This window comes from Cronobacter muytjensii ATCC 51329 (assembly GCF_001277195.1).
Taxonomy (GTDB): Bacteria; Pseudomonadota; Gammaproteobacteria; order Enterobacterales; family Enterobacteriaceae; genus Cronobacter; species Cronobacter muytjensii.
In genome coordinates this window covers 1975752-1993510 of sequence record NZ_CP012268.1, presented here as the reverse complement: position 1 = coordinate 1993510, position 17759 = coordinate 1975752, and the positions used below count along the sequence as shown (strand labels likewise).

The following is a 17759-nucleotide window of genomic DNA, read 5'->3' as shown; positions in this document are numbered from 1 at the left end:
GCTGTCGCGAAGGGGCGAGGGCGTCAGAAGAAGTATTTAAAGCGGACGCGGGCGCCGTAGCGGTCTTTATCGCCTTCGTTATCGTACTCACTGTCTTTCAGCGACAGTTGCGACCAGTAAGCGCCGAGATAGATATTGAAGTTGTCCATATCCATCACGTTGGTGAAGCCATAAGAGAGATGCACTGTGTGAATGTCATATTTGCCCGGGTATTTCAGCTGGCCGTCCTCTTCGCCGACGCTCGACACATTGAACTCATCAATATTGTTATGGGCGTAGATATATCCCAGCTCCAGATGACGCCACAGGACGTTGGCTCCGACGCTGAAGTCGGTTTCATCGGTGGCGTCCATATAGGCCGTGTTGAGGTTAATCACGGTGCCGTCGTCCGGGTCGTTTTTCAGGCTGTTCCAGGTAAAGGTGGCGCCGTAGCCGGTGCGGTCTGACTGATCCTGAAACCGTCCCTGGGCGTCGTTATAGCCATAGGCGTTACTCACCACGTTAGTTTCCATCGCCACCGCCGCAGAGACGTGATCGTCGCGCCAGGCGATGACCGGGCGCATATAGATGACGTTCTTTTTGTTCTCCAGCGCGTTGCCGTGATAGGCATCGTCGGCAAACAGCGTGGTGCCGTCTTTCACCATGTTGTTCAGCTCGAAATACCAGTTGCCATATTCGCCGCTCAGTTGCACCGCGCCGCCGTTGCTGCTGCGCCCCCGGCCCTCTTTCATCATGTAGACATAGCCAAAGCCGTCGCCGTAGATGTCGTTGGCGGTGTTGCCGGAGTACTGAATAAAGGTGTCCTGATTGAGCGGGAACATATCGTAGGCTTCAAAACGGCCCACTTTGATTTTCCATGCCTGCGGCTGGCCGAAGTAAAACGCCGCGTCATCAAGATTGGTATGCCCGGAAAGATCCGCCAGCGGCTGCACCGTGAACCCGGCGAAATTACCGTTTTTCTCACGATAGCCGTCAACGCCCAGCAGAATGCGACCGTTGACGTCCCATTTCTCGTTATCGCCCGGCTTCCAGTCTTTATCGTCGGAAGTGCGCAGCGACGTGAGCTGACCGGTGCGGCTTGCCGCATCGACGTTAAATTCCACGTCGCCGTAGAATTTCAGGTCGCCCTGCGGCGTATTCACTTTTAATTCCGCCATCGCGCAGGGGGCGAGCAGGCTAAACACGCAGGGCAGTACCATCATCTTTTTCATGGGGGACTCTCTTATTGTTGTCAGTTTTCAGGCATACGGCGGCCCTGCCGCCGTCCGAAAACGGCGGTGGGGCCCTGTCAGAGGTAGTGGGCGCGAGCGCGCCGGGCGTTCTCCTTACGCGCGGGCGACCGACAGCGTGATGCGGTTCCAGGTCAACGGTGAGAGCGTTATCTGGTTGTCGCGCAGGCGGCTGTGCGGGTAATCGATAATTTCCGGATGCACGCGATTCGGATCGTCAAAGGTGTTTTTGGCGTAGAGGTCGTCGCTACGCAGCACTTTATGTTCCGTCAGGCGGCAGTCACTGAAGGCGGGCAGATTGATATCCAGTTCATAGGCTGTGGTGAAGTCGCAGTTCACGGCAAAAATATAAATTTCGCCGCGCGCTTCGTTATAGACCACAGACGACTGGACGCTGCGCGCGTCGCCATATTTGCTTTTGAACGTCGGCACCGGCAACTGGTGGCGCAGCACCACGCCGTCGCTGACGCTCGCCACCATTTCGAACGGCCAGAAGAGCGTCTGGCAGAGCGCGCCTTTACCCGGCTCGGTGAAAATCGGGGCGATCACATTCACCAGTTGCGCGAGGCTTGCCATTTTCACCCGGTCGGCATGATTCAGCAGCGAGCAGAGCAGGCCGCCCATCACCAGCGCGTCGAGGAAGGAGTAGCGGTCTTCCAGCAGCGGCGGGGCGATGCGAAAGCGGTTCGCCGGATCTTTCATCGGCGCATCCCACGGGTCGCCGCGCAGATACCAGACGTTCCACTCGTCGAACGAAATCATCATCTCTTTGTTGCTGCGCCGCACGGCTTTGGCGTAGTTAGCGGTGCTGACGATAGTCTCGATGAAATTATCCATATTGACGAACGAGGCGAGGAAATCAGTCTCGCTGCCTTCGTTCTCGTAATACTGGTGGCAGGAGATGAAATCGACGTAATCGTAAAGCTCTTCGAGCACGATGCGATCCCACTCAGGGAAAGTGGTCATGGCGGAGCTTGAGCTGCCGCACGCCACCAGTTGCGCCTGCGGGTCGATACAGCGGAGGATCTTGGCGGTTTCGCGCGCCTTATGAGCATATTCGCGGGCGTTCATCTGCCCGGTCTGCCACGGCCCGTCCATTTCGTTGCCAAGACACCACAGGCGGAAGTTATACGGCTCGCGGCGGCCATGCTGAATACGCAGATCGCTGAGCGTGGTGCCGCCAGGGTGGTTACAGTACTCGGCGAAATAGCCCGCCTCCTGCGGCGTGCCGGTGCCAAGATTGACCGCGATCATCGGCTCGACGCCGGTTTTCTCGCACCAGCGGGCGAACTCGTCGATACCGAACTGGTTGGTCTCTTTGCTTATCCAGGCGTAATCCAGGCGCACCGGGCGGTCCTCTTTCGGGCCGATACTGTCGCGCCAGTTAAAGCCGGAGACATAGTTGCCGCCCGGATAACGCACCGTGGTGACGTGCAGCGCTTTTACCAGCTCGATGACGTCCTGGCGAAACCCGTCTTCATCTGCCTGCGGATGCTCCGGCTCATAGACGCCGGTATAGACCGCGCGGCCCAGATGTTCGATAAACGAGCCAAACAGCCGCGGGTCGATGGCGGAAATCACGTTCTGCGGGTCAAGCGTGAACGATAACGTGGTCATAACGTCTCCTTATTAACGAAGGGCGGAATCGCTGGCATATTTCCCGACGCTCAGATCGTCCTGAATTTTCTGCATCGTCTTTTTGTCCAGCTTGTAGAACAGGAATATGGTGGAGGTCAGCACGCCGCCGATGGCCGGAATAAAGGTAATCAGCATCATAATGGCCTGCTGGGTCGCGGGGGCCTGAACGGCGGCTTCCGGCACATAATGGGTGGCGGAGAGCACCAGCGCGGTGATGGCGCCGCCAATGGCGAGACTCACTTTTAACGCGAACAGGTTGCCGGAGGCGTAAATACCCGACATGCGTTTTTTCAGTTTCCATTCGCCATAATCGTCAGCATCGGCAATAAATGACCAGAATACCGGTACGGTGATGGCTCCAATCCAGGCGCGCAGCGTATTAAGAATAAAGATCAGCATCACATTTTGCGGGTCGACAAAATAAATAACGACCGAAATCCCTGCCGTAATAAAGCCTACAGCGATATACAGTTTCACTTTGCAAATATAACGGGTGACGAAACTGGTCGCGAGATTGCCGAGCACGCAGGCCACCACGCCAATACTGATAAACAGCGTGGTCATGGTGTTATCGAGATGCATTAAATATTTGGTGAAATAGATAGTGGCGCCGCCGCAGACAAAAGCAGGAATACAGCCGATAAACATCCCGGCGACGACCATTAACCACTGGTCATTTTTAAAGGCGGAACGGAAATTGCGGACGATATTTTCCTGCTTTTCACGCTGCGGCATTATGCGCTCGCGGGTATTAAAAAAGCAGAGTAAAAACAGGCACAGGCCAATGACCGAGAACATGGCGTTAGTAATAAAAAAGCCTTTTTGCTGGTTGCCGCCGCCGAGATAATCCACCAGCGGCAGCAGGGTCAGCGAGCAGAGCAGTACGGCGCTGTTGGCCATCGTAAAGCGGTAGGACTGGCAGGCCACGCGGTCTACGGGGTTGGCGGTAATCACGCTGCCGAGCGAGCAGTAAGGAATATTCACCGTGCTGTAGAGCACCGAGAGCAATAAATAGGTGACGAAGGCGTAGATTTCTTTCGCGCTGCCGGTTAAGTCTGGCGTATAAAACGCGAAAATACAGATAGCGCAAAACGGGCCGCAACCATAGAGGATCCACGGACGAAAACGCCCGTGGCGGGTCGGGTAACGGTCGGCAAGCGCGCCGATAACCGGGTCGATAAAGGCATCCAGCAAACGCACCACTAAAAACATGGTGGCGATAAGCGCTGCGTTTAATCCAAATATATCGGTATAGAACCAGGTTAAAAACATGGTTACCGGCCCCCAGCTCATATTGCAGGCCGCATCACCAAATCCGAAACCTAATTTTTCCCGGACCGTCAGGCGGTCCTGGGCAGGCGTCACTTTATCCAGCACTGCTGATTGCTGCACCATGATAAACCTCGTTGAATGAATAACCTGAAAGCCAGGGTGAGCATAAGGTAGCGGAGGAAATCACGGTGCGATGTGGCGGGGTTTTTATATTTTATAAGTGCCGCATCTCATCCATATAAACGACAAAAAAATACATACCGCTATTTTGAATGGAAAACGACGAGGCATGGAAACTATTCCGGAAGGTGATTATATTTTCGCAAAATAGTCTCATATATTGCGGTGGGGATATTTATTTACCGCTTTGCTTACAGGCTTAATAACAGTGTGGTTATAGTGGTAAGCGCCACAACATATATTTCAAAGGCTCTAAGATTATCCTTAGGGTGACGCGGAGATAAAAGCGGCAATAACAGGCGGGCATTCATAAGAAAAGGCAATCGCCGGGCAGGGGCCACCCGGCGATGATTCAGTGCGCGACCGCGCGGGAGAAAAGGTTAATCACGATAACGCCTGCGATGATAAGCCCCATACCGAGCATAGCGGGGAGATCAAGCTTCTGGCTGAGGAAGATCCAGCCCACGATGCCTATCAGCACAATGCCGACGCCCGACCAGATGGCGTAGATAATGCCGGTCGGGATCGTGCGCATGGTGACGCTCAGGCACCAGAAGGCGATGCCGTAGCAGAGGGCCGTCACCAGCGTCGGCACCAGGCGGCTGAAGCCTTCCGACAGTTTCAGAAACGTGGTGCCAATCACTTCACAAACAATCGCTACTGAGAGCAGTACCCAGGTCATACATTACTCCGTCATGGCTAATAGTGTCTCAATTAACGCCGCCCGTTCGCCAGGCGGCACCGTGTGATTGCCGCACAGCGCGGCGAACCAGAGCCCGTCCGCCGTCATCCGGCAGAGCAGCCGACGCCGCGCTACCTCCGGCGACGCCTTTTCATCGTCATCACGGGGCAGGGCGTCGTTTAAAAATCGTCCCCAGTTTTGCTGCAGCGCAGGGTCGGCAAAAATGGCCGTCATCAGCGCGCGGTTCACCGCCTGTTCGCGGTCCGGCATCGCTCTGACGCAGGAATGAATATAGGCGCGGGTGGCGCGCCCGTTGGGGTTCGGATCTTTCGCCATCAGCGCATGGATTTCCTCCAGCAGCGCCGTCTGGAGATGCGCCACCACGCCATCCACCAGCGCCTGGCGCGTCGGGAAATGGTGCTGTAACCCGCCTTTGCTTACGCCTGCGCGGCGGATCACTTTCTCCTGCGTCAGGCCCGCGAGGCCCTGTTCGGCGATGAGCTGCGCGGCGCAGTCGAGCAGCGTCTGGCGCAGGGTTTCCGGTGATTTTGAACGATGATGTGCCTGAGTCATAGTAAACAATCCGTCTGGATGGATTGTTTGAGAGTACCGATATAAAAAAAACGCCGCAATGCCTGGCCGCGAAAAAAGACGTTGGTTGAGGCTGCGTTGAGAAAACAGGAAAAAACAGGGCCAGCGCGAAGGCTGGCCCGACATGAGATTACGGCGTTTTCAGCCCGGCCGCGCTCATCAGCAGGCGCAGCACCATACTGACCGCGCCGAGCGCCAGCACGCTGGCGGACCAGATAACCACCAGCCACAGCAGCTTTTTCCAGCGCGGCGAATCGTGATGTTCCATCAGTGATAACCCTCCCCATGCTGGACTTTTCCGCGGAACACATAGTAGCTCCAGAAGGTGTACACCAGGATTATCGGGATAATCAGCAGCGCGCCTACCAGCATAAAGCCCTGGCTTGCGGGCGGCGCGGCGGCTTCCCACAGCGTGATATCAGGCGGAATAATATGCGGCCAGATGCTGATGCCAAGCCCGCTGAAGCCTAAGAAAATCAGCCCCAGCGTCAGCACAAACGGCAGCGTATGGCTCGCCGGGTTCGCAAGCTGTCGCCACAGCCAGAGGCTGAAAAGCCCCACCAGCACCGGCACCGGCAGCAGGAACCAGAGATTCGGCAGCGTAAACCAGCGCTCGGCAACCGCCTGATGCGCAAGCGGCGTCCAGGCGCTGATAATGGCGATAACCACGAGCAGCGCCAGCAGCAGCGAGCGCGCCAGGCGACGCATATTCTGGTGCAGCTGGTTTTCGCTCTTCATCACAATCCAGCTCGCGCCGAGCAGCGCATAAGCGACTACCAGACCCACGCCGCAGAAGAGGTTAAACGGCGTCAGCCAGTCGAGCGCCGAGCCGCTGAAGGTGCGGCCCGTCACCTTAAAGCCGTTGATCACCGCGCCGACCACGATACCCTGGCAGAAGGTGGCGAGAATCGACCCGCTCAGAAAAGCTTTATCCCAGAACGGACGGTGCGCGGGTGTCGCCTTGAAGCGGAACTCAAACGCCACGCCGCGGAAAATCAGCCCGATCAGCATTAAGGTCAGCGGAATGGTCAGCGCGTCGATTATCACGGCATAGGCCAGCGGAAACGCGCCGAACAGCCCGGCGCCGCCCAGCACCAGCCAGGTTTCGTTGCCGTCCCAGACGGGCGCCACGCTGTTGACCATCACATCACGGTCATGGCCGTCGCGCACAAACGGGAACAGAATGCCGATGCCAAGATCAAAGCCATCCATCACGATATACATCAGCGTGGCGAAGACGATTATCACAAACCAGATGATGGAGAGATCGATACCCATTACGCTTTCTCCTCTGCGCTATCCAGAGATTCGCCCGCCGCTGAAAGCGGACGCGCTGGCCTGCCGTCGGTGCTGGAAGGAATATCGTCCAGCGGCTGCGGCCCTTTTTTAATCAGTCGCACCATATAGCTGTAGCCGACGCCGAACACCGAGGTATACACCACGATAAAGGCGATAAGGCTCAGGCTCATCTGCAAATCGCCGTGTCCGGAGACCGCGTCGCGCGTGCGTTGCAGGCCATACACCACCCACGGCTGGCGGCCCACTTCGGTCGTTACCCAGCCTGCGAGGATGGCAATCAGCCCGGCCGGGCCCATCCACAGCGCGAAATGGTGGAACGGGCGTGAGGTATAGAGGCGGTTTTTGTAGCGCAGCCAGACGCTCACCACGCCCAGCAGGATCATTAAGAGCCCCATCGCCACCATAATGCGGAATGACCAGAAGACGATGGTGGAGTTCGGGCGTTCGTCTTTCGGAAACTCTTTCAACGCCGGCACCTGTTTATCCAGGCTGTGTGTCAGAATAATGCTGCCGAGCTTCGGCACTTCCAGCGCATATTTGGTGCGCTCTTCGTCCATATCCGGGATGCCGAACAGCGTCAGCGGCGTCGCCTCGCCGGGCGGGTTCTCCCAGTGCCCTTCGATGGCGGCAATTTTCGCGGGCTGGTGTTTAAGCGTATTCAGCCCGTGCATATCGCCAATCATCGCCTGCACGGGGGCGACAATCAGCGCCATCCACAGCGCCATTGAGAACATCCGGCGAATGGCGGGGGTATCGTTGCCGCGCAGCAGATGCCAGGCGGCGGATGCACCGACAAAAAAGGCGCTGCTCAAAAACGCGGCTATCGACATATGCAGCAGGCGGTACGGGAAGGAGGGGTTAAAAATCACCGCCACCCAGTCTACGGGCACCACCTGACCATTGTGGATCTCAAAGCCCTGCGGCGTGTGCATCCAGCTATTGGAGGCGAGGATCCAGAAGGTTGAGATCAGCGTGCCGAGCGCCACCATGCAGGTGGAGAAAAAGTGCAGGCCGGGGCCGACTTTGTTCCAGCCAAACAGCATCACGCCGAGAAAACCCGCTTCGAGGAAGAAGGCGGTCAGCACTTCATACGTGAGCAGGGGGCCGGTAATACTCCCGGCGAACTGGGAAAAGCCGCTCCAGTTGGTGCCAAACTGATACGCCATCACCAGGCCGGAGACCACGCCCATGCCGAAGTTAACTGCGAAAATTTTCGACCAGAAATGGTACAGCGAGCGCCAGACCGGATTTTTTGTTTTCAGCCACAGCCCTTCCAGTACCGCGAGGTAACTGGCGAGACCGATAGTAATGGCGGGGAAAATAATGTGGAAAGAGACAGTAAAAGCAAACTGAATCCTTGCCAGATGAAACGCATCTAAACCAAACATGCAAACCTCATGACATAAAGTTGTCCGCGACAATGGTAATCAGGGGCAGCACGAACGTGCAGAAACAGAAAGACGTTATTTGACTATAACAGTTAAATAAAAAGTTGCGATTTTGCTTGCCTGATCTAACCAGACGGCACGATGATACCCGTCAGTTGTTAACTCCCTGTGAATGCGGCCGGATGCCGCGAGGTGCGATGAAAAAATACGAGCGGCTGGCCCAGCAGATAACCGATCAGATTGCGCTTGGGGTATGGCACCCTGGCGACCGGCTGCCCTCCCTGCGCGAGCAGGTGGCGAACAGCGGCATGAGTTTTATGACCGTCAGCCACGCATACCAGACGCTGGAAAGCCAGGGCGTCATCGTGGCGCGTCCGCAGTCGGGCTATTACGTGGCGCCGAAACCGTTAGCGCGCCCGCCGCGCGCGCTTGAGCAGGTGACGCGCGATGAGCAGGTCGACATCAACACCTATATTTTCGACGTCCTGCAGGCGAGTACTGACGCTGCGGTGGTGCCGTTCGGCTCCGCGTTTCCCGACCCGCGCCTCTTTCCGCTGGCGCAGCTCAACCGATCGCTGTCGAGCGTCAGCCGCTCGGCCAACGCCATGAGCGTGATTGAAAACCTGCCGCCCGGCAACGAGGCGCTGCGCCACGCGATTGCCCGTCGCTACGCGATGCAGGGCATGAATGTCTCGCCGGATGAAATCGTCATCACCGCAGGGGCGCTTGAGGCATTAAACCTGAGCCTGCAAGCCGTGACCGAGCCGGGCGACTGGGTGATTGTCGAAAACCCCTGTTTTTACGGCGCGCTCCAGGCGCTGGAACGCCTGCGGCTTAAAGCGCTGTCGGTCGCCACTGACGCGCAGCAGGGAATCGATCTTGATGCGCTGGAAAAGGCGCTCCAGGAGTACCCGGTGAAAGCCTGCTGGTTGATGAGCAACGCGCAGAACCCGCTCGGCTTTACCCTGAGCGCGGAGAAAAAGCAGCAGCTGATGGCGCTGCTGGCGCGCCATCAGGTGGTGCTGATTGAAGATGACGTCTACAGCGAGCTCTATTATGGCCGCGAAAAGCCGCTGCCGGTCAAAGCCTGGGACAGCCAGGGCCTCACGCTGCACTGCTCGTCGTTTTCCAAATGCCTGGTGGCCGGATTTCGCATCGGCTGGGTGGCGGCGGGGCGGCACGCGCGGCGCATCCAGCAGTTGCAACTGATGAGCACGCTCTCCACCAGCTCGCCGATGCAGATGGCGCTGGTGGACTACCTTGCCACCCGGCGCTACGACACGCATCTGCGGCGGCTGCGGCGCATTCTCGCCGAGCGCAAGCAGGCGGCGTGGCAGTCGCTGCGCAGGCACTTTCCGGCGGCGGTGAAAATTCACCGCAGCGAGAGCGGCTATTTTCTGTGGGTTGAACTGCCCGCGCCGCTCGACGCAGGCAAACTCCATGAGCGCGCGCTGGCGCACCAGATAAGCATCGCGCCGGGGAGGATGTTTACCACCGGCACGCTGTGGCATAACTATTTTCGCTTTAACGCCTCCTGGGCGTGGGGCGAGCGTGAAGAGCAGGCGGTGAAAACCTTAGGCGCGCTTATCCGCGAGGCACTGAAAGACACGCCGCACGTCGCCGAATCCCGCGCGGAATAATCCGCGCAATTATTTGTCGTTTATATTCTCAAATAAAGAACAGGTTATTGCCGTAATAAAAATCCCTCCGGGAATAAGGCTTATTCCAGAGGGATTATTTCTGTTAATAGTGATTTGCCCGACGCATAGGAAATCATAATAGTTAACGGAAAACGCTTCACTTCGCTAAGCGCCTGTCTACACTGTAAAAAACCACTCCCGTGTTTATACGGCTTTAGCGCCAGAACAATAAAGAGTGCGCGGTTTGTCACAACCTGAATAAATTCCACAAGCGCGCGCAGGCGCGTTTATCAGCGCCTGTATATGGTTATTTTGGGAGATATTTTTACGGCACGGCGGCCGACTATCATTCAGACAGGAGTAACGACAATGACCCATTCTTTCGTGCTTAGCGCGGCCGCCGCGCTGTGCCTGACGGTAAGCGTCGCCAGCGCCGCCGAACCGCCATCTCAACTCGGCCAGGGGGAAGGCCGCCTCGATATCATCGCCTGGCCAGGCTACATCGAACGCGGCCAGACGGATAAAGCCTACGACTGGGTTACCGAATTTGAAAAATCCTCCGGCTGCACAGTGAACGTGAAAACCGCCGCCACGTCGGATGAAATGGTCAGCCTGATGGCGAAAGGCGGCTATGACCTGGTCACCGCCTCCGGCGACGCCTCGCTGCGTCTTATCATGGGCAAACGCGTGCAGCCGATTAACACCGCGCTTATCCCTAACTGGAAAAACATCGACCCGCGCCTGGTGAACGGCGAATGGTTTAACCTGAACGGCAAGGTCTACGGCACGCCTTACCAGTGGGGGCCGAACCTGCTGATGTACAACACCAAAGCCTTCCCGACGCCGCCGGACAGCTGGGCGGTATTATTTATAAAACAGCCGCTCGCGGACGGTAAATCCAACCAGGGTCGCGTGCAGGCCTACGACGGGCCGATTTATATCGCCGATGCGGCGCTCTATGTCAAAGCCACGCAGCCGGAGCTTGGCATCACCGATCCTTACCAGCTTACCGAGGCGCAGTATGGCGCGGTGCTGAAAGTGCTGCGCGATCAGCATCAGCTGATCCACCGCTACTGGCACGACACCACGGTGCAGATGAGCGATTTCAAAAACGAGGGCGTGGTGGCCGCCAGCGCCTGGCCGTACCAGGCGAATGCGCTGAAAAACGAAGGTCAGCCCATCGCTACTGTCTTTCCGAAAGAGGGCGTGACCGGCTGGGCCGATACCACCATGCTTCATGCCGACGCGAAACACCCCAACTGCGCCTACAAATGGATGGACTGGTCGCTGACGCCGAAAGTGCAGGGCGATGTCGCCGCCTGGTTTGGCTCGCTCCCGGCGGTGCCGGAAGGCTGTAAGGCCAGCACGCTGCTTGGCGAAAAGGGCTGCGACACCAACGGTTTCACCTTCTTCGACAAAATCGCCTTCTGGAAAACGCCGGTCGCGCAGGGCGGGAAATATGTACCGTACAGCCGCTGGACGCAGGATTACATCGCCATTATGGGCGGTCGCTAAGCGCGGGGGACGTATGGCTTATGCAGTGGAGTTTCAGCAGGTCTCCCGCCACTATGGCGACGTGCGGGCGGTCGATAACGTCAGCATGACCATCGAAGACGGGGAGTTTTTCTCCATGCTGGGGCCGTCCGGCTCCGGCAAAACGACCTGTCTGCGCATGATTGCGGGCTTTGAGCAGTTAAGCCTGGGCGCGATCCGCCTGTTTGGTCGCGAGGCCAGCCAGCTGCCGCCGTGGTCGCGCGACGTCAACACCGTGTTTCAGGATTACGCGCTGTTTCCGCATATGTCGGTGCTGGAGAATGTCGCCTACGGGCTGATGGTCAAAGGCGTCGATAAAAAAACGCGGCTTACCCGCGCCCGCGAGGCGCTGGAGAGGGTCGCGCTCGGTTTTACCCATGCGCGCAAACCATCGCAGCTCTCCGGCGGGCAGCGTCAGCGGGTCGCCATCGCCCGCGCGCTGGTTAACGAGCCGCGCGTGCTGCTGCTGGACGAACCGCTCGGCGCGCTCGATCTCAAACTGCGCGAGCAGATGCAGGTCGAATTAAAAAACCTGCAACGCTCGCTCGGCATTACGTTTGTGTTTGTCACCCACGATCAGAGCGAAGCGCTGTCAATGTCCGACCGGGTGGCGGTGTTCAACCACGGGCGCATCGAGCAAATCGACGCGCCGCGCGAGCTTTACATGCGCCCGCGCACGCCGTTTGTCGCCGGTTTTGTCGGTACCGCTAATGTACTGAGCGACGCCCTGACGCAGCAGCTCGGCGGCGCGGCGGGCACCTTTTCACTGCGCCCGGAGCATATCCGGCTTAACGAACCCGGTGAAATCCAGGTGCGCGGTACGGTGCAGGCGGTGCAGTTCCAGGGCGCGGCCACGCGCTTTGAGCTGGCGCTTGAGAGCGGCGAAAAGCTGCTGGTAAGCCAGGCTAATCTGTCGCCCGCGCCCGATGCGCCGCCGCTTTGCGCAGGTCAGCCGGTGACGGCGTCCTGGGCGCGCGCCGCGATGATCCGGCTGAGCGAGGGGTGAGATGGATATGACACTCCCTGCCACCGCGCGTTCCGGCGGCCTGCTGCGACGCGGCGCGACGCTCCTCTGGCGGCGTCCGACGCTCTGGCTGTTTCTGCTGTTGCTGCCGCCGCTAATGTGGTTCGGCATCGTCTATCTCGGCTCGCTCCTGACGCTCTTATGGCAGGGTTTTTACACCTTCGACGATTTTACGATGTCGGTGACGCCGGATCTGACGCTGGCCAATCTGCGCGCGCTCTTTAACCCTGCCAATTACGACATTATTTTGCGCACCCTGGTGATGGCGGTCGCCGTCTCTCTCGCCTGCGCCATTCTGGCATTCCCGATGGCCTGGTATATGGCGCGTTACACGCGCGGCACGCTGAAGGCGTTTTTCTATATCGCCGTAATGCTGCCGATGTGGGCGAGTTATATCGTAAAGGCGTATGCGTGGACGCTGCTGCTGGCGCGCGACGGCGTGGCGCAATGGTTCCTGCAACATCTTGGGCTTGAAGGGGCGCTCAGCGCGCTGCTGACGGTGCCGGGCATCGGCGGCAACACGCTCTCCACCTCCGGGCTGGGGCGGTTCCTGGTGTTCGTTTATATCTGGCTGCCGTTTATGATCCTGCCGGTGCAGGCGGCGCTTGAGCGCCTGCCGCCGTCGCTGTTGCAGGCCTCTGCCGATCTCGGCGCGACGCCCGCGCAGACTTTCCGCCACGTGGTGCTGCCGCTGGCGGTGCCGGGCATTGCGGCAGGCTCGATTTTCACCTTCTCGTTAACGCTCGGCGATTTTATCGTGCCGCAGCTCATCGGCCCGCCGGGCTTTTTCATCGGCAACATGGTCTATTCTCAGCAAGGGGCTATCGGCAATATGCCGATGGCGGCGGCGTTTACGCTGGTGCCGATTGTCCTGATTGCCGTTTATCTGGCGTTTGTAAAGCGCCTGGGAGCGTTCGATGCACTCTGACCGCGCGCCGTGGCCCCTTAAAATTGCCGCGTGGGGCGGGGTGATTTTCCTGCACTTTCCGCTGGCGATTATCGCGCTCTACGCCTTTAACACCGAAGAGTCGGCCTTCAGCTTTCCGCCGAAGGGCCTGACGCTGCGCTGGTTTGAGATTGCAGCACAGCGCGCCGATATTCTCGATGCCGTGACGTTGTCACTTAAAGTGGCGCTGCTTGCGACGCTGCTGGCGCTTGTGCTCGGCACGCTTGCCGCCGCCGCGCTCTGGCGACGGGAGTTTTTTGGTAAAAACGCGGTCTCGCTGCTGTTGCTGCTGCCCATCGCGCTGCCGGGCATTATCACCGGTATCGCGCTCCTGACGGCCTTTAAGCAGTTCGATATTGAGCCGGGCTTTCTCACGATGGTGGTCGGACACGCCACGTTTTGTGTGGTGGTCGTCTTTAATAACGTCATCGCCCGGCTGCGGCGCACCGCCTGGAGCCAGATTGAGGCGTCAATGGATCTCGGCGCGGACGGCTGGCAGACCTTTCGCTACATCATTATGCCGAACCTCGGCACCGCGCTGCTGGCGGGCGGCATGCTCGCCTTCGCGCTCTCGTTCGATGAAATTATTGTCACCACGTTTACCGCAGGCCACGAGCGCACCCTGCCGCTGTGGCTGCTGAACCAGCTCGGCCGCCCGCGCGACGTGCCGGTGACCAACGTGGTGGCGCTGTGCGTCATGATCCTTACCATGATCCCTATCCTCGGGGCGTGGTGGCTGACGCGCGATGATGAAACTGTCGCCGGTAGCGGCAAATAACCTCAAAGGAATACGCTATGCAGAGTCAATTACTGATTAACGGCGCGCTGGTGGAAGGCAAGGGCGAGCGCCTGCCGGTCTATAACCCCGCCACCGGCGAGGTGCTGATTGAAATTGCCGAAGCCAGCGCGCAGCAGGTGGATGAGGCGGTTACCGCCGCCGACGCGGCCTTTGAACACTGGCGTCTCACCACGCCCAAAGAACGCGCCGAAGCGCTGCTTAAGCTCGCGGACGTCATCGAGCAGAACGCGCAGACCTTCGCGCAGCTTGAATCAAAAAACTGCGGCAAGCCGCTGCACTGCGTGGCGGGTGATGAAATCCCGGCGGTGGCGGATGTGTTTCGTTTCTTCGCCGGGGCCGCGCGTTGCTTAAACGGACTCGCCGCGGGTGAATATCTGGCGGATCACACTTCCATGATCCGCCGCGACCCGGTAGGCGTCGTGGCGTCCATCGCGCCCTGGAACTACCCGCTGATGATGGCGGCCTGGAAGCTCGCGCCCGCGCTGGCGGCAGGCAACTGCGTGGTATTAAAGCCCTCGGAAATCACCCCGCTCACCGCGTTTAAGCTCGCGGAACTGGCCAAAGATATCTTCCCGGCAGGCGTGCTGAATGTACTGTTTGGCCGCGGCCAGACGGTCGGCGACCCGCTGACCAGCCATGAAAAGGTGCGTATGGTGTCGCTCACTGGCTCCATCGCCACCGGCGAGCATATCATCCGCCGCACTGCGTCATCGATTAAGCGCACCCATATGGAGCTTGGCGGTAAAGCGCCGGTGCTGGTCTTTGACGACGCCGATCTCGACGCGGTGGTGGAAGGCATCCGTACGTTCGGTTTCTATAACGCGGGCCAGGACTGCACGGCAGCGTGCCGTATTTACGCGCAGAAGGGGGTTTATGACGCACTGGTGGAAAAACTCGGCGCGGCGGTCGGCAGCCTGAAAACCGGCGCGCCGGAAGATGAAAGCACCGAGCTTGGGCCGCTCAGCTCCGAGGCGCATCTGAACCGCGTGATCCAGGCGGTGGAGGCCGCGAAAGCGCTGGCGCATATCCGCGTGGTGACGGGCGGCGAAAAAGTCGACGGGCCGGGCTATTACTTCAGGCCAACGGTGCTGGCGGGCGCGAAGCAGGAGGACGCGATTGTGCAGCGCGAAGTCTTCGGCCCGGTCGTCAGCGTTACGCCGTTTGAAGATGAAGCCCAGGCGCTGGAGTATGCCAACGACTCGCAATATGGCCTCGCGTCCTCCGTCTGGACACGCGATGTCGGCCGCGCGCACCGCCTCAGCGCCCGCCTGCAATATGGCTGCACCTGGGTCAACACGCATTTTATGCTGGTCAGCGAAATGCCCCACGGCGGCCAGAAACTCTCCGGCTACGGCAAAGATATGTCGATGTACGGGCTTGAGGATTACACCGTGGTGCGGCATGTCATGATAAAACACTAAGCAAAACCGTGGCTGGTTTGTCGCAGGCGAGCAAACCAGCCGTTTCGTTGCAGCGAACACGTAAGCGGTAATTTTACGAAAAATGGTAGGTAATAAAAAATTCATGAAATGTTAGGATGTTTCCGATTGTTATCAAAAGGAAGCATTGAATGAAAAAGGTTTTATTACTCGCTCTGGGCGCGATGTTATTATCCGGCTGTAGCGCACGCGTCGCTGACATGACGGTAGCGAGCACAAAAAATTACAACCTGAACTCCAATAAGTTCGTCAAAGGTGCGCGAATTACGGGTGAAGATTCTGCGCCAGTGGTTATTTTCCCGCTGGGCGTCCCGAACGTGAAAACCGCGATGGATCGTGCAATCGAGAAGAATCGTTGCGCTGTAGCACTCTCAGATGTTGTCGTTACTCAGTTTAACCACTCTTTCCTGTTTGGTAAGTTTGGCTTCATCATCGAAGGCACTGAAGTTATTGACCGCAGCCAGCCTGGTTGTGAGAACGCCAGCTAAAACAAAAAACCGCCTTCGGGCGGTTTTTTACTGTAAGGGTTTTAAAGCGCATGCAGCGGGTTTTGCACCTGCGGCAAAAGCATGCATTAAATGGCATCCCCCGTTTCATTGATCTCTTTCTCGCGCAGCACGCGGCTAAATCCTGCCTGCCCCCCAGAAACCGCAGGTGACACGCACGCTTAACGCGGCTTACGCTCTCCCTGTGCCCGGCGCTTAACCGTGGCATACACCTGCCCCTTACTCGCCTAAAGAATGATAACGATGATAACCACCCGAGCCGCGACGCCCGCTGATGCCCTTGCCATCAGCGCCTTATTAACCGAACTGGATTACCCTGAGACTTCACGCTTTATCGAGCGACGCATCGCCGAATTGCTGGCGCACCCTGACGAAGCGCTGCTGGTCGCAGAAGAAGACGGTGCGCTGTTGGGCGTGCTGTCGCTACACTTTATCCCGCAACTGGCGCTGGAAGGTGCTTTCTGCCGCATCAGCTATTTCTGCGTCGATGGCAGCGCCCGCAGCAAAGGGATCGGCAGGCTGCTGGAAAGTGAAGCCGAAGCGCTCGCCCGGTCGCGCGGCTGCGATCGCATTGAGGTGCACTGCCACAGCCGCCGCAGCGACGCGCACCGCTTTTATTACCGCCAGGGCTACAGCGAATCGCCGAAATATCTGTGTAAATCGCTGGAAAAGGGAGGCGAGGTATGATTATCCGCGACGCTCGCCTGAACGACGAGACGCAGCTTTGTCTGCTCTTTGAACAGCTCGGCTATAGCATCGGCGAAACGCAGGTAGCCGCATGGCTTGGGCCGCGCGAGGCGTCCGGCACGCGGGTGCTGGTTGCGGAAACGGCAAAACGGATCAGCGGCGCGATTGTGCTGCACCTCATCCAGCCGCTGCACGAGCCGGGCAAATGGGGCCTTATCTCCGCGCTGATTGTCGATGACGCCTCACGCGGCGAGGGCATCGGCGCGAAGCTGCTTGAAGCCGCGCACGCCGAGGCGCGTGCGCAGGGCTGTACGCAGATTGAGCTTTCCAGCAGCGAACGTCGTGTTCGCGCGCACCAGTTTTACGAAACCCAGGGTTACCGCGAAGTGCGTAAGCGTTTTGTAAAACGCCCGGCGTGACTATCCAGTCCGCGACCGCTTCACATTCACATCCCTTTACCCTTTAGCGGTTTTGCTGGTTAAATTGGCGTTATGAATCAGTTAATATTCTGAACAGGCATTACCCCCGCATAACGCTGAGAACCCATGAAACGACTATTCACCCTGTTCGCGCTCGCGTGCGCGCTGTTTATCCAGGCCGCGCGGGCGGATATCGCGCCCGTGTCGCTCTCTGATGTGCATTTTGTCCGTACCGAAGCCGGTAAACTGCAGCTTGAGGGGATAGTAAAAAACCTGACTCATCACTCTCTGCGTCAGGTTTACGTGGCGTTTAACCTGTTGCGTAACGGCATGGTGGTGAGCTACACGACCGCGATCACGTTTAACCTTGCGCCGGACGACACCTGGCTCTTTCAGGCGCCGTGCCGCACGCGCGTGTTCAGGCCGGATCACTTCCGGCTGGCGGAGCTGTCGGCGATCCCCTGACGCGGTGCGAGAAATACTCTAC

18 protein-coding genes are annotated in these 17759 nt (G+C 58.4%); 10 read left to right on the top strand and 8 right to left on the bottom strand.

Annotation, left to right across the window (positions count from 1 at the left end; all coding sequences use genetic code 11):
- Nucleotides 1-23 precede the first annotated feature (23 nt).
- The 8 genes from AFK63_RS09250 to AFK63_RS09220 form a co-directional block, all read right to left on the bottom strand.
- On the bottom strand, nt 24-1211 hold the full coding sequence (locus AFK63_RS09250) for a carbohydrate porin (RefSeq protein WP_038863105.1): 1188 nt from the start codon (nt 1209-1211) through the stop codon (nt 24-26).
- 114 nt (nt 1212-1325) lie between these two features.
- Nucleotides 1326-2846 carry an arabinosylfuranosidase ArfA gene (arfA, locus tag AFK63_RS09245; RefSeq protein ID WP_038863103.1) on the bottom strand — a complete coding sequence of 507 codons (1521 nt, stop codon included), beginning with the start codon at nt 2844-2846 and terminating at the stop codon, nt 1326-1328.
- Nucleotides 2847-2858: 12 nt separating this feature from the next.
- Nucleotides 2859-4262 carry a glycoside-pentoside-hexuronide (GPH):cation symporter gene (locus tag AFK63_RS09240; RefSeq protein ID WP_038863102.1) on the bottom strand — a complete coding sequence of 468 codons (1404 nt, stop codon included), beginning with the start codon at nt 4260-4262 and terminating at the stop codon, nt 2859-2861.
- Nucleotides 4263-4671: 409 nt separating this feature from the next.
- A complete protein-coding gene (locus AFK63_RS09235; protein ID WP_038863100.1) occupies nt 4672-5001 on the bottom strand; it encodes an SMR family transporter in 330 nt (109 codons plus the stop codon).
- Between the two features lie 3 nt (nt 5002-5004).
- Entirely contained in the window at nt 5005-5574 is a 570-nt protein-coding gene (locus tag AFK63_RS09230) for a TetR/AcrR family transcriptional regulator (protein ID WP_038863099.1), read from the bottom strand.
- A gap of 148 nt (nt 5575-5722) precedes the next feature.
- Entirely contained in the window at nt 5723-5860 is a 138-nt protein-coding gene (locus tag AFK63_RS20410; protein WP_071603685.1) for a DUF2474 domain-containing protein, read from the bottom strand.
- A complete protein-coding gene (gene cydB / locus AFK63_RS09225) occupies nt 5860-6870 on the bottom strand; it encodes a cytochrome d ubiquinol oxidase subunit II (protein ID WP_038863098.1) in 1011 nt (336 codons plus the stop codon). Before cydB ends, AFK63_RS20410 begins: the two co-directional genes overlap by 1 nt.
- On the bottom strand, nt 6870-8279 hold the full coding sequence (locus AFK63_RS09220; RefSeq protein WP_038863096.1) for a cytochrome ubiquinol oxidase subunit I: 1410 nt from the start codon (nt 8277-8279) through the stop codon (nt 6870-6872). Before AFK63_RS09220 ends, cydB begins: the two co-directional genes overlap by 1 nt.
- A gap of 197 nt (nt 8280-8476) precedes the next feature.
- Here AFK63_RS09220 and AFK63_RS09215 point away from each other — a divergent pair, with 197 nt between their 5' ends.
- The 10 genes from AFK63_RS09215 to AFK63_RS09170 all read left to right on the top strand — a co-directional run bounded on the left by AFK63_RS09215 (nt 8477) and on the right by AFK63_RS09170 (nt 17737).
- Nucleotides 8477-9919: an aminotransferase-like domain-containing protein gene (locus AFK63_RS09215; RefSeq protein WP_038863095.1), complete on the top strand. Its 1443-nt coding sequence runs from the start codon at nt 8477-8479 to the stop codon at nt 9917-9919.
- Nucleotides 9920-10288: 369 nt separating this feature from the next.
- Nucleotides 10289-11434 (top strand): putative ABC transporter substrate-binding protein YdcS, encoded by a 1146-nt coding sequence (ydcS, locus tag AFK63_RS09210; RefSeq protein WP_038863094.1) that lies wholly within the window; start codon nt 10289-10291, stop codon nt 11432-11434.
- A gap of 13 nt (nt 11435-11447) precedes the next feature.
- Nucleotides 11448-12458, top strand: coding sequence for an ABC transporter ATP-binding protein (locus tag AFK63_RS09205; RefSeq protein ID WP_038863091.1), 1011 nt, complete (start codon nt 11448-11450; stop codon nt 12456-12458).
- Between the two features lies 1 nt (nt 12459).
- Nucleotides 12460-13404, top strand: a complete 945-nt coding sequence (locus AFK63_RS09200) for an ABC transporter permease (protein ID WP_038863090.1) — start codon at nt 12460-12462, stop codon at nt 13402-13404.
- Nucleotides 13394-14200, top strand: coding sequence for an ABC transporter permease (locus tag AFK63_RS09195; protein ID WP_038863089.1), 807 nt, complete (start codon nt 13394-13396; stop codon nt 14198-14200). Before AFK63_RS09200 ends, AFK63_RS09195 begins: the two co-directional genes overlap by 11 nt.
- 17 nt (nt 14201-14217) lie before the next feature.
- Nucleotides 14218-15642, top strand: a complete 1425-nt coding sequence (gene patD, locus AFK63_RS09190; protein WP_038863087.1) for an aminobutyraldehyde dehydrogenase — start codon at nt 14218-14220, stop codon at nt 15640-15642.
- A gap of 149 nt (nt 15643-15791) precedes the next feature.
- Nucleotides 15792-16148, top strand: coding sequence for a hypothetical protein (locus tag AFK63_RS09185; protein WP_038863086.1), 357 nt, complete (start codon nt 15792-15794; stop codon nt 16146-16148).
- A gap of 261 nt (nt 16149-16409) precedes the next feature.
- Complete coding sequence (locus tag AFK63_RS09180) at nt 16410-16853, top strand: GNAT family N-acetyltransferase (RefSeq protein ID WP_038863085.1); 444 nt, start codon at nt 16410-16412, stop codon at nt 16851-16853.
- A complete protein-coding gene (locus AFK63_RS09175) occupies nt 16850-17272 on the top strand; it encodes a GNAT family N-acetyltransferase (RefSeq protein ID WP_038863083.1) in 423 nt (140 codons plus the stop codon). Before AFK63_RS09180 ends, AFK63_RS09175 begins: the two co-directional genes overlap by 4 nt.
- A 126-nt stretch (nt 17273-17398) precedes the next feature.
- On the top strand, nt 17399-17737 hold the full coding sequence (locus AFK63_RS09170; protein ID WP_038863082.1) for an FxLYD domain-containing protein: 339 nt from the start codon (nt 17399-17401) through the stop codon (nt 17735-17737).
- Nucleotides 17738-17759: the final 22 nt, after the last annotated feature.

What these genes read in the sequence shown, in the direction of transcription:
- AFK63_RS09250 (WP_038863105.1), bottom strand. Translation starts at nt 1,211, where the DNA reads ATGAAAAAGATGATGGTACTGCCCTGCGTGTTTAGCCTGCTCGCCCCC.
- arfA (WP_038863103.1), bottom strand. Translation starts at nt 2,846, where the DNA reads ATGACCACGTTATCGTTCACGCTTGACCCGCAGAACGTGATTTCCGCC.
- AFK63_RS09240 (WP_038863102.1), bottom strand. Translation starts at nt 4,262, where the DNA reads ATGGTGCAGCAATCAGCAGTGCTGGATAAAGTGACGCCTGCCCAGGAC.
- AFK63_RS09235 (WP_038863100.1), bottom strand. Translation starts at nt 5,001, where the DNA reads ATGACCTGGGTACTGCTCTCAGTAGCGATTGTTTGTGAAGTGATTGGC.
- AFK63_RS09230 (WP_038863099.1), bottom strand. Translation starts at nt 5,574, where the DNA reads ATGACTCAGGCACATCATCGTTCAAAATCACCGGAAACCCTGCGCCAG.
- AFK63_RS20410 (WP_071603685.1), bottom strand. Translation starts at nt 5,860, where the DNA reads ATGGAACATCACGATTCGCCGCGCTGGAAAAAGCTGCTGTGGCTGGTG.
- cydB (WP_038863098.1), bottom strand. Translation starts at nt 6,870, where the DNA reads ATGGGTATCGATCTCTCCATCATCTGGTTTGTGATAATCGTCTTCGCC.
- AFK63_RS09220 (WP_038863096.1), bottom strand. Translation starts at nt 8,279, where the DNA reads ATGTTTGGTTTAGATGCGTTTCATCTGGCAAGGATTCAGTTTGCTTTT.
- AFK63_RS09215 (WP_038863095.1), top strand. Translation starts at nt 8,477, where the DNA reads ATGAAAAAATACGAGCGGCTGGCCCAGCAGATAACCGATCAGATTGCG.
- ydcS (WP_038863094.1), top strand. Translation starts at nt 10,289, where the DNA reads ATGACCCATTCTTTCGTGCTTAGCGCGGCCGCCGCGCTGTGCCTGACG.
- AFK63_RS09205 (WP_038863091.1), top strand. Translation starts at nt 11,448, where the DNA reads ATGGCTTATGCAGTGGAGTTTCAGCAGGTCTCCCGCCACTATGGCGAC.
- AFK63_RS09200 (WP_038863090.1), top strand. Translation starts at nt 12,460, where the DNA reads ATGGATATGACACTCCCTGCCACCGCGCGTTCCGGCGGCCTGCTGCGA.
- AFK63_RS09195 (WP_038863089.1), top strand. Translation starts at nt 13,394, where the DNA reads ATGCACTCTGACCGCGCGCCGTGGCCCCTTAAAATTGCCGCGTGGGGC.
- patD (WP_038863087.1), top strand. Translation starts at nt 14,218, where the DNA reads ATGCAGAGTCAATTACTGATTAACGGCGCGCTGGTGGAAGGCAAGGGC.
- AFK63_RS09185 (WP_038863086.1), top strand. Translation starts at nt 15,792, where the DNA reads ATGAAAAAGGTTTTATTACTCGCTCTGGGCGCGATGTTATTATCCGGC.
- AFK63_RS09180 (WP_038863085.1), top strand. Translation starts at nt 16,410, where the DNA reads ATGATAACCACCCGAGCCGCGACGCCCGCTGATGCCCTTGCCATCAGC.
- AFK63_RS09175 (WP_038863083.1), top strand. Translation starts at nt 16,850, where the DNA reads ATGATTATCCGCGACGCTCGCCTGAACGACGAGACGCAGCTTTGTCTG.
- AFK63_RS09170 (WP_038863082.1), top strand. Translation starts at nt 17,399, where the DNA reads ATGAAACGACTATTCACCCTGTTCGCGCTCGCGTGCGCGCTGTTTATC.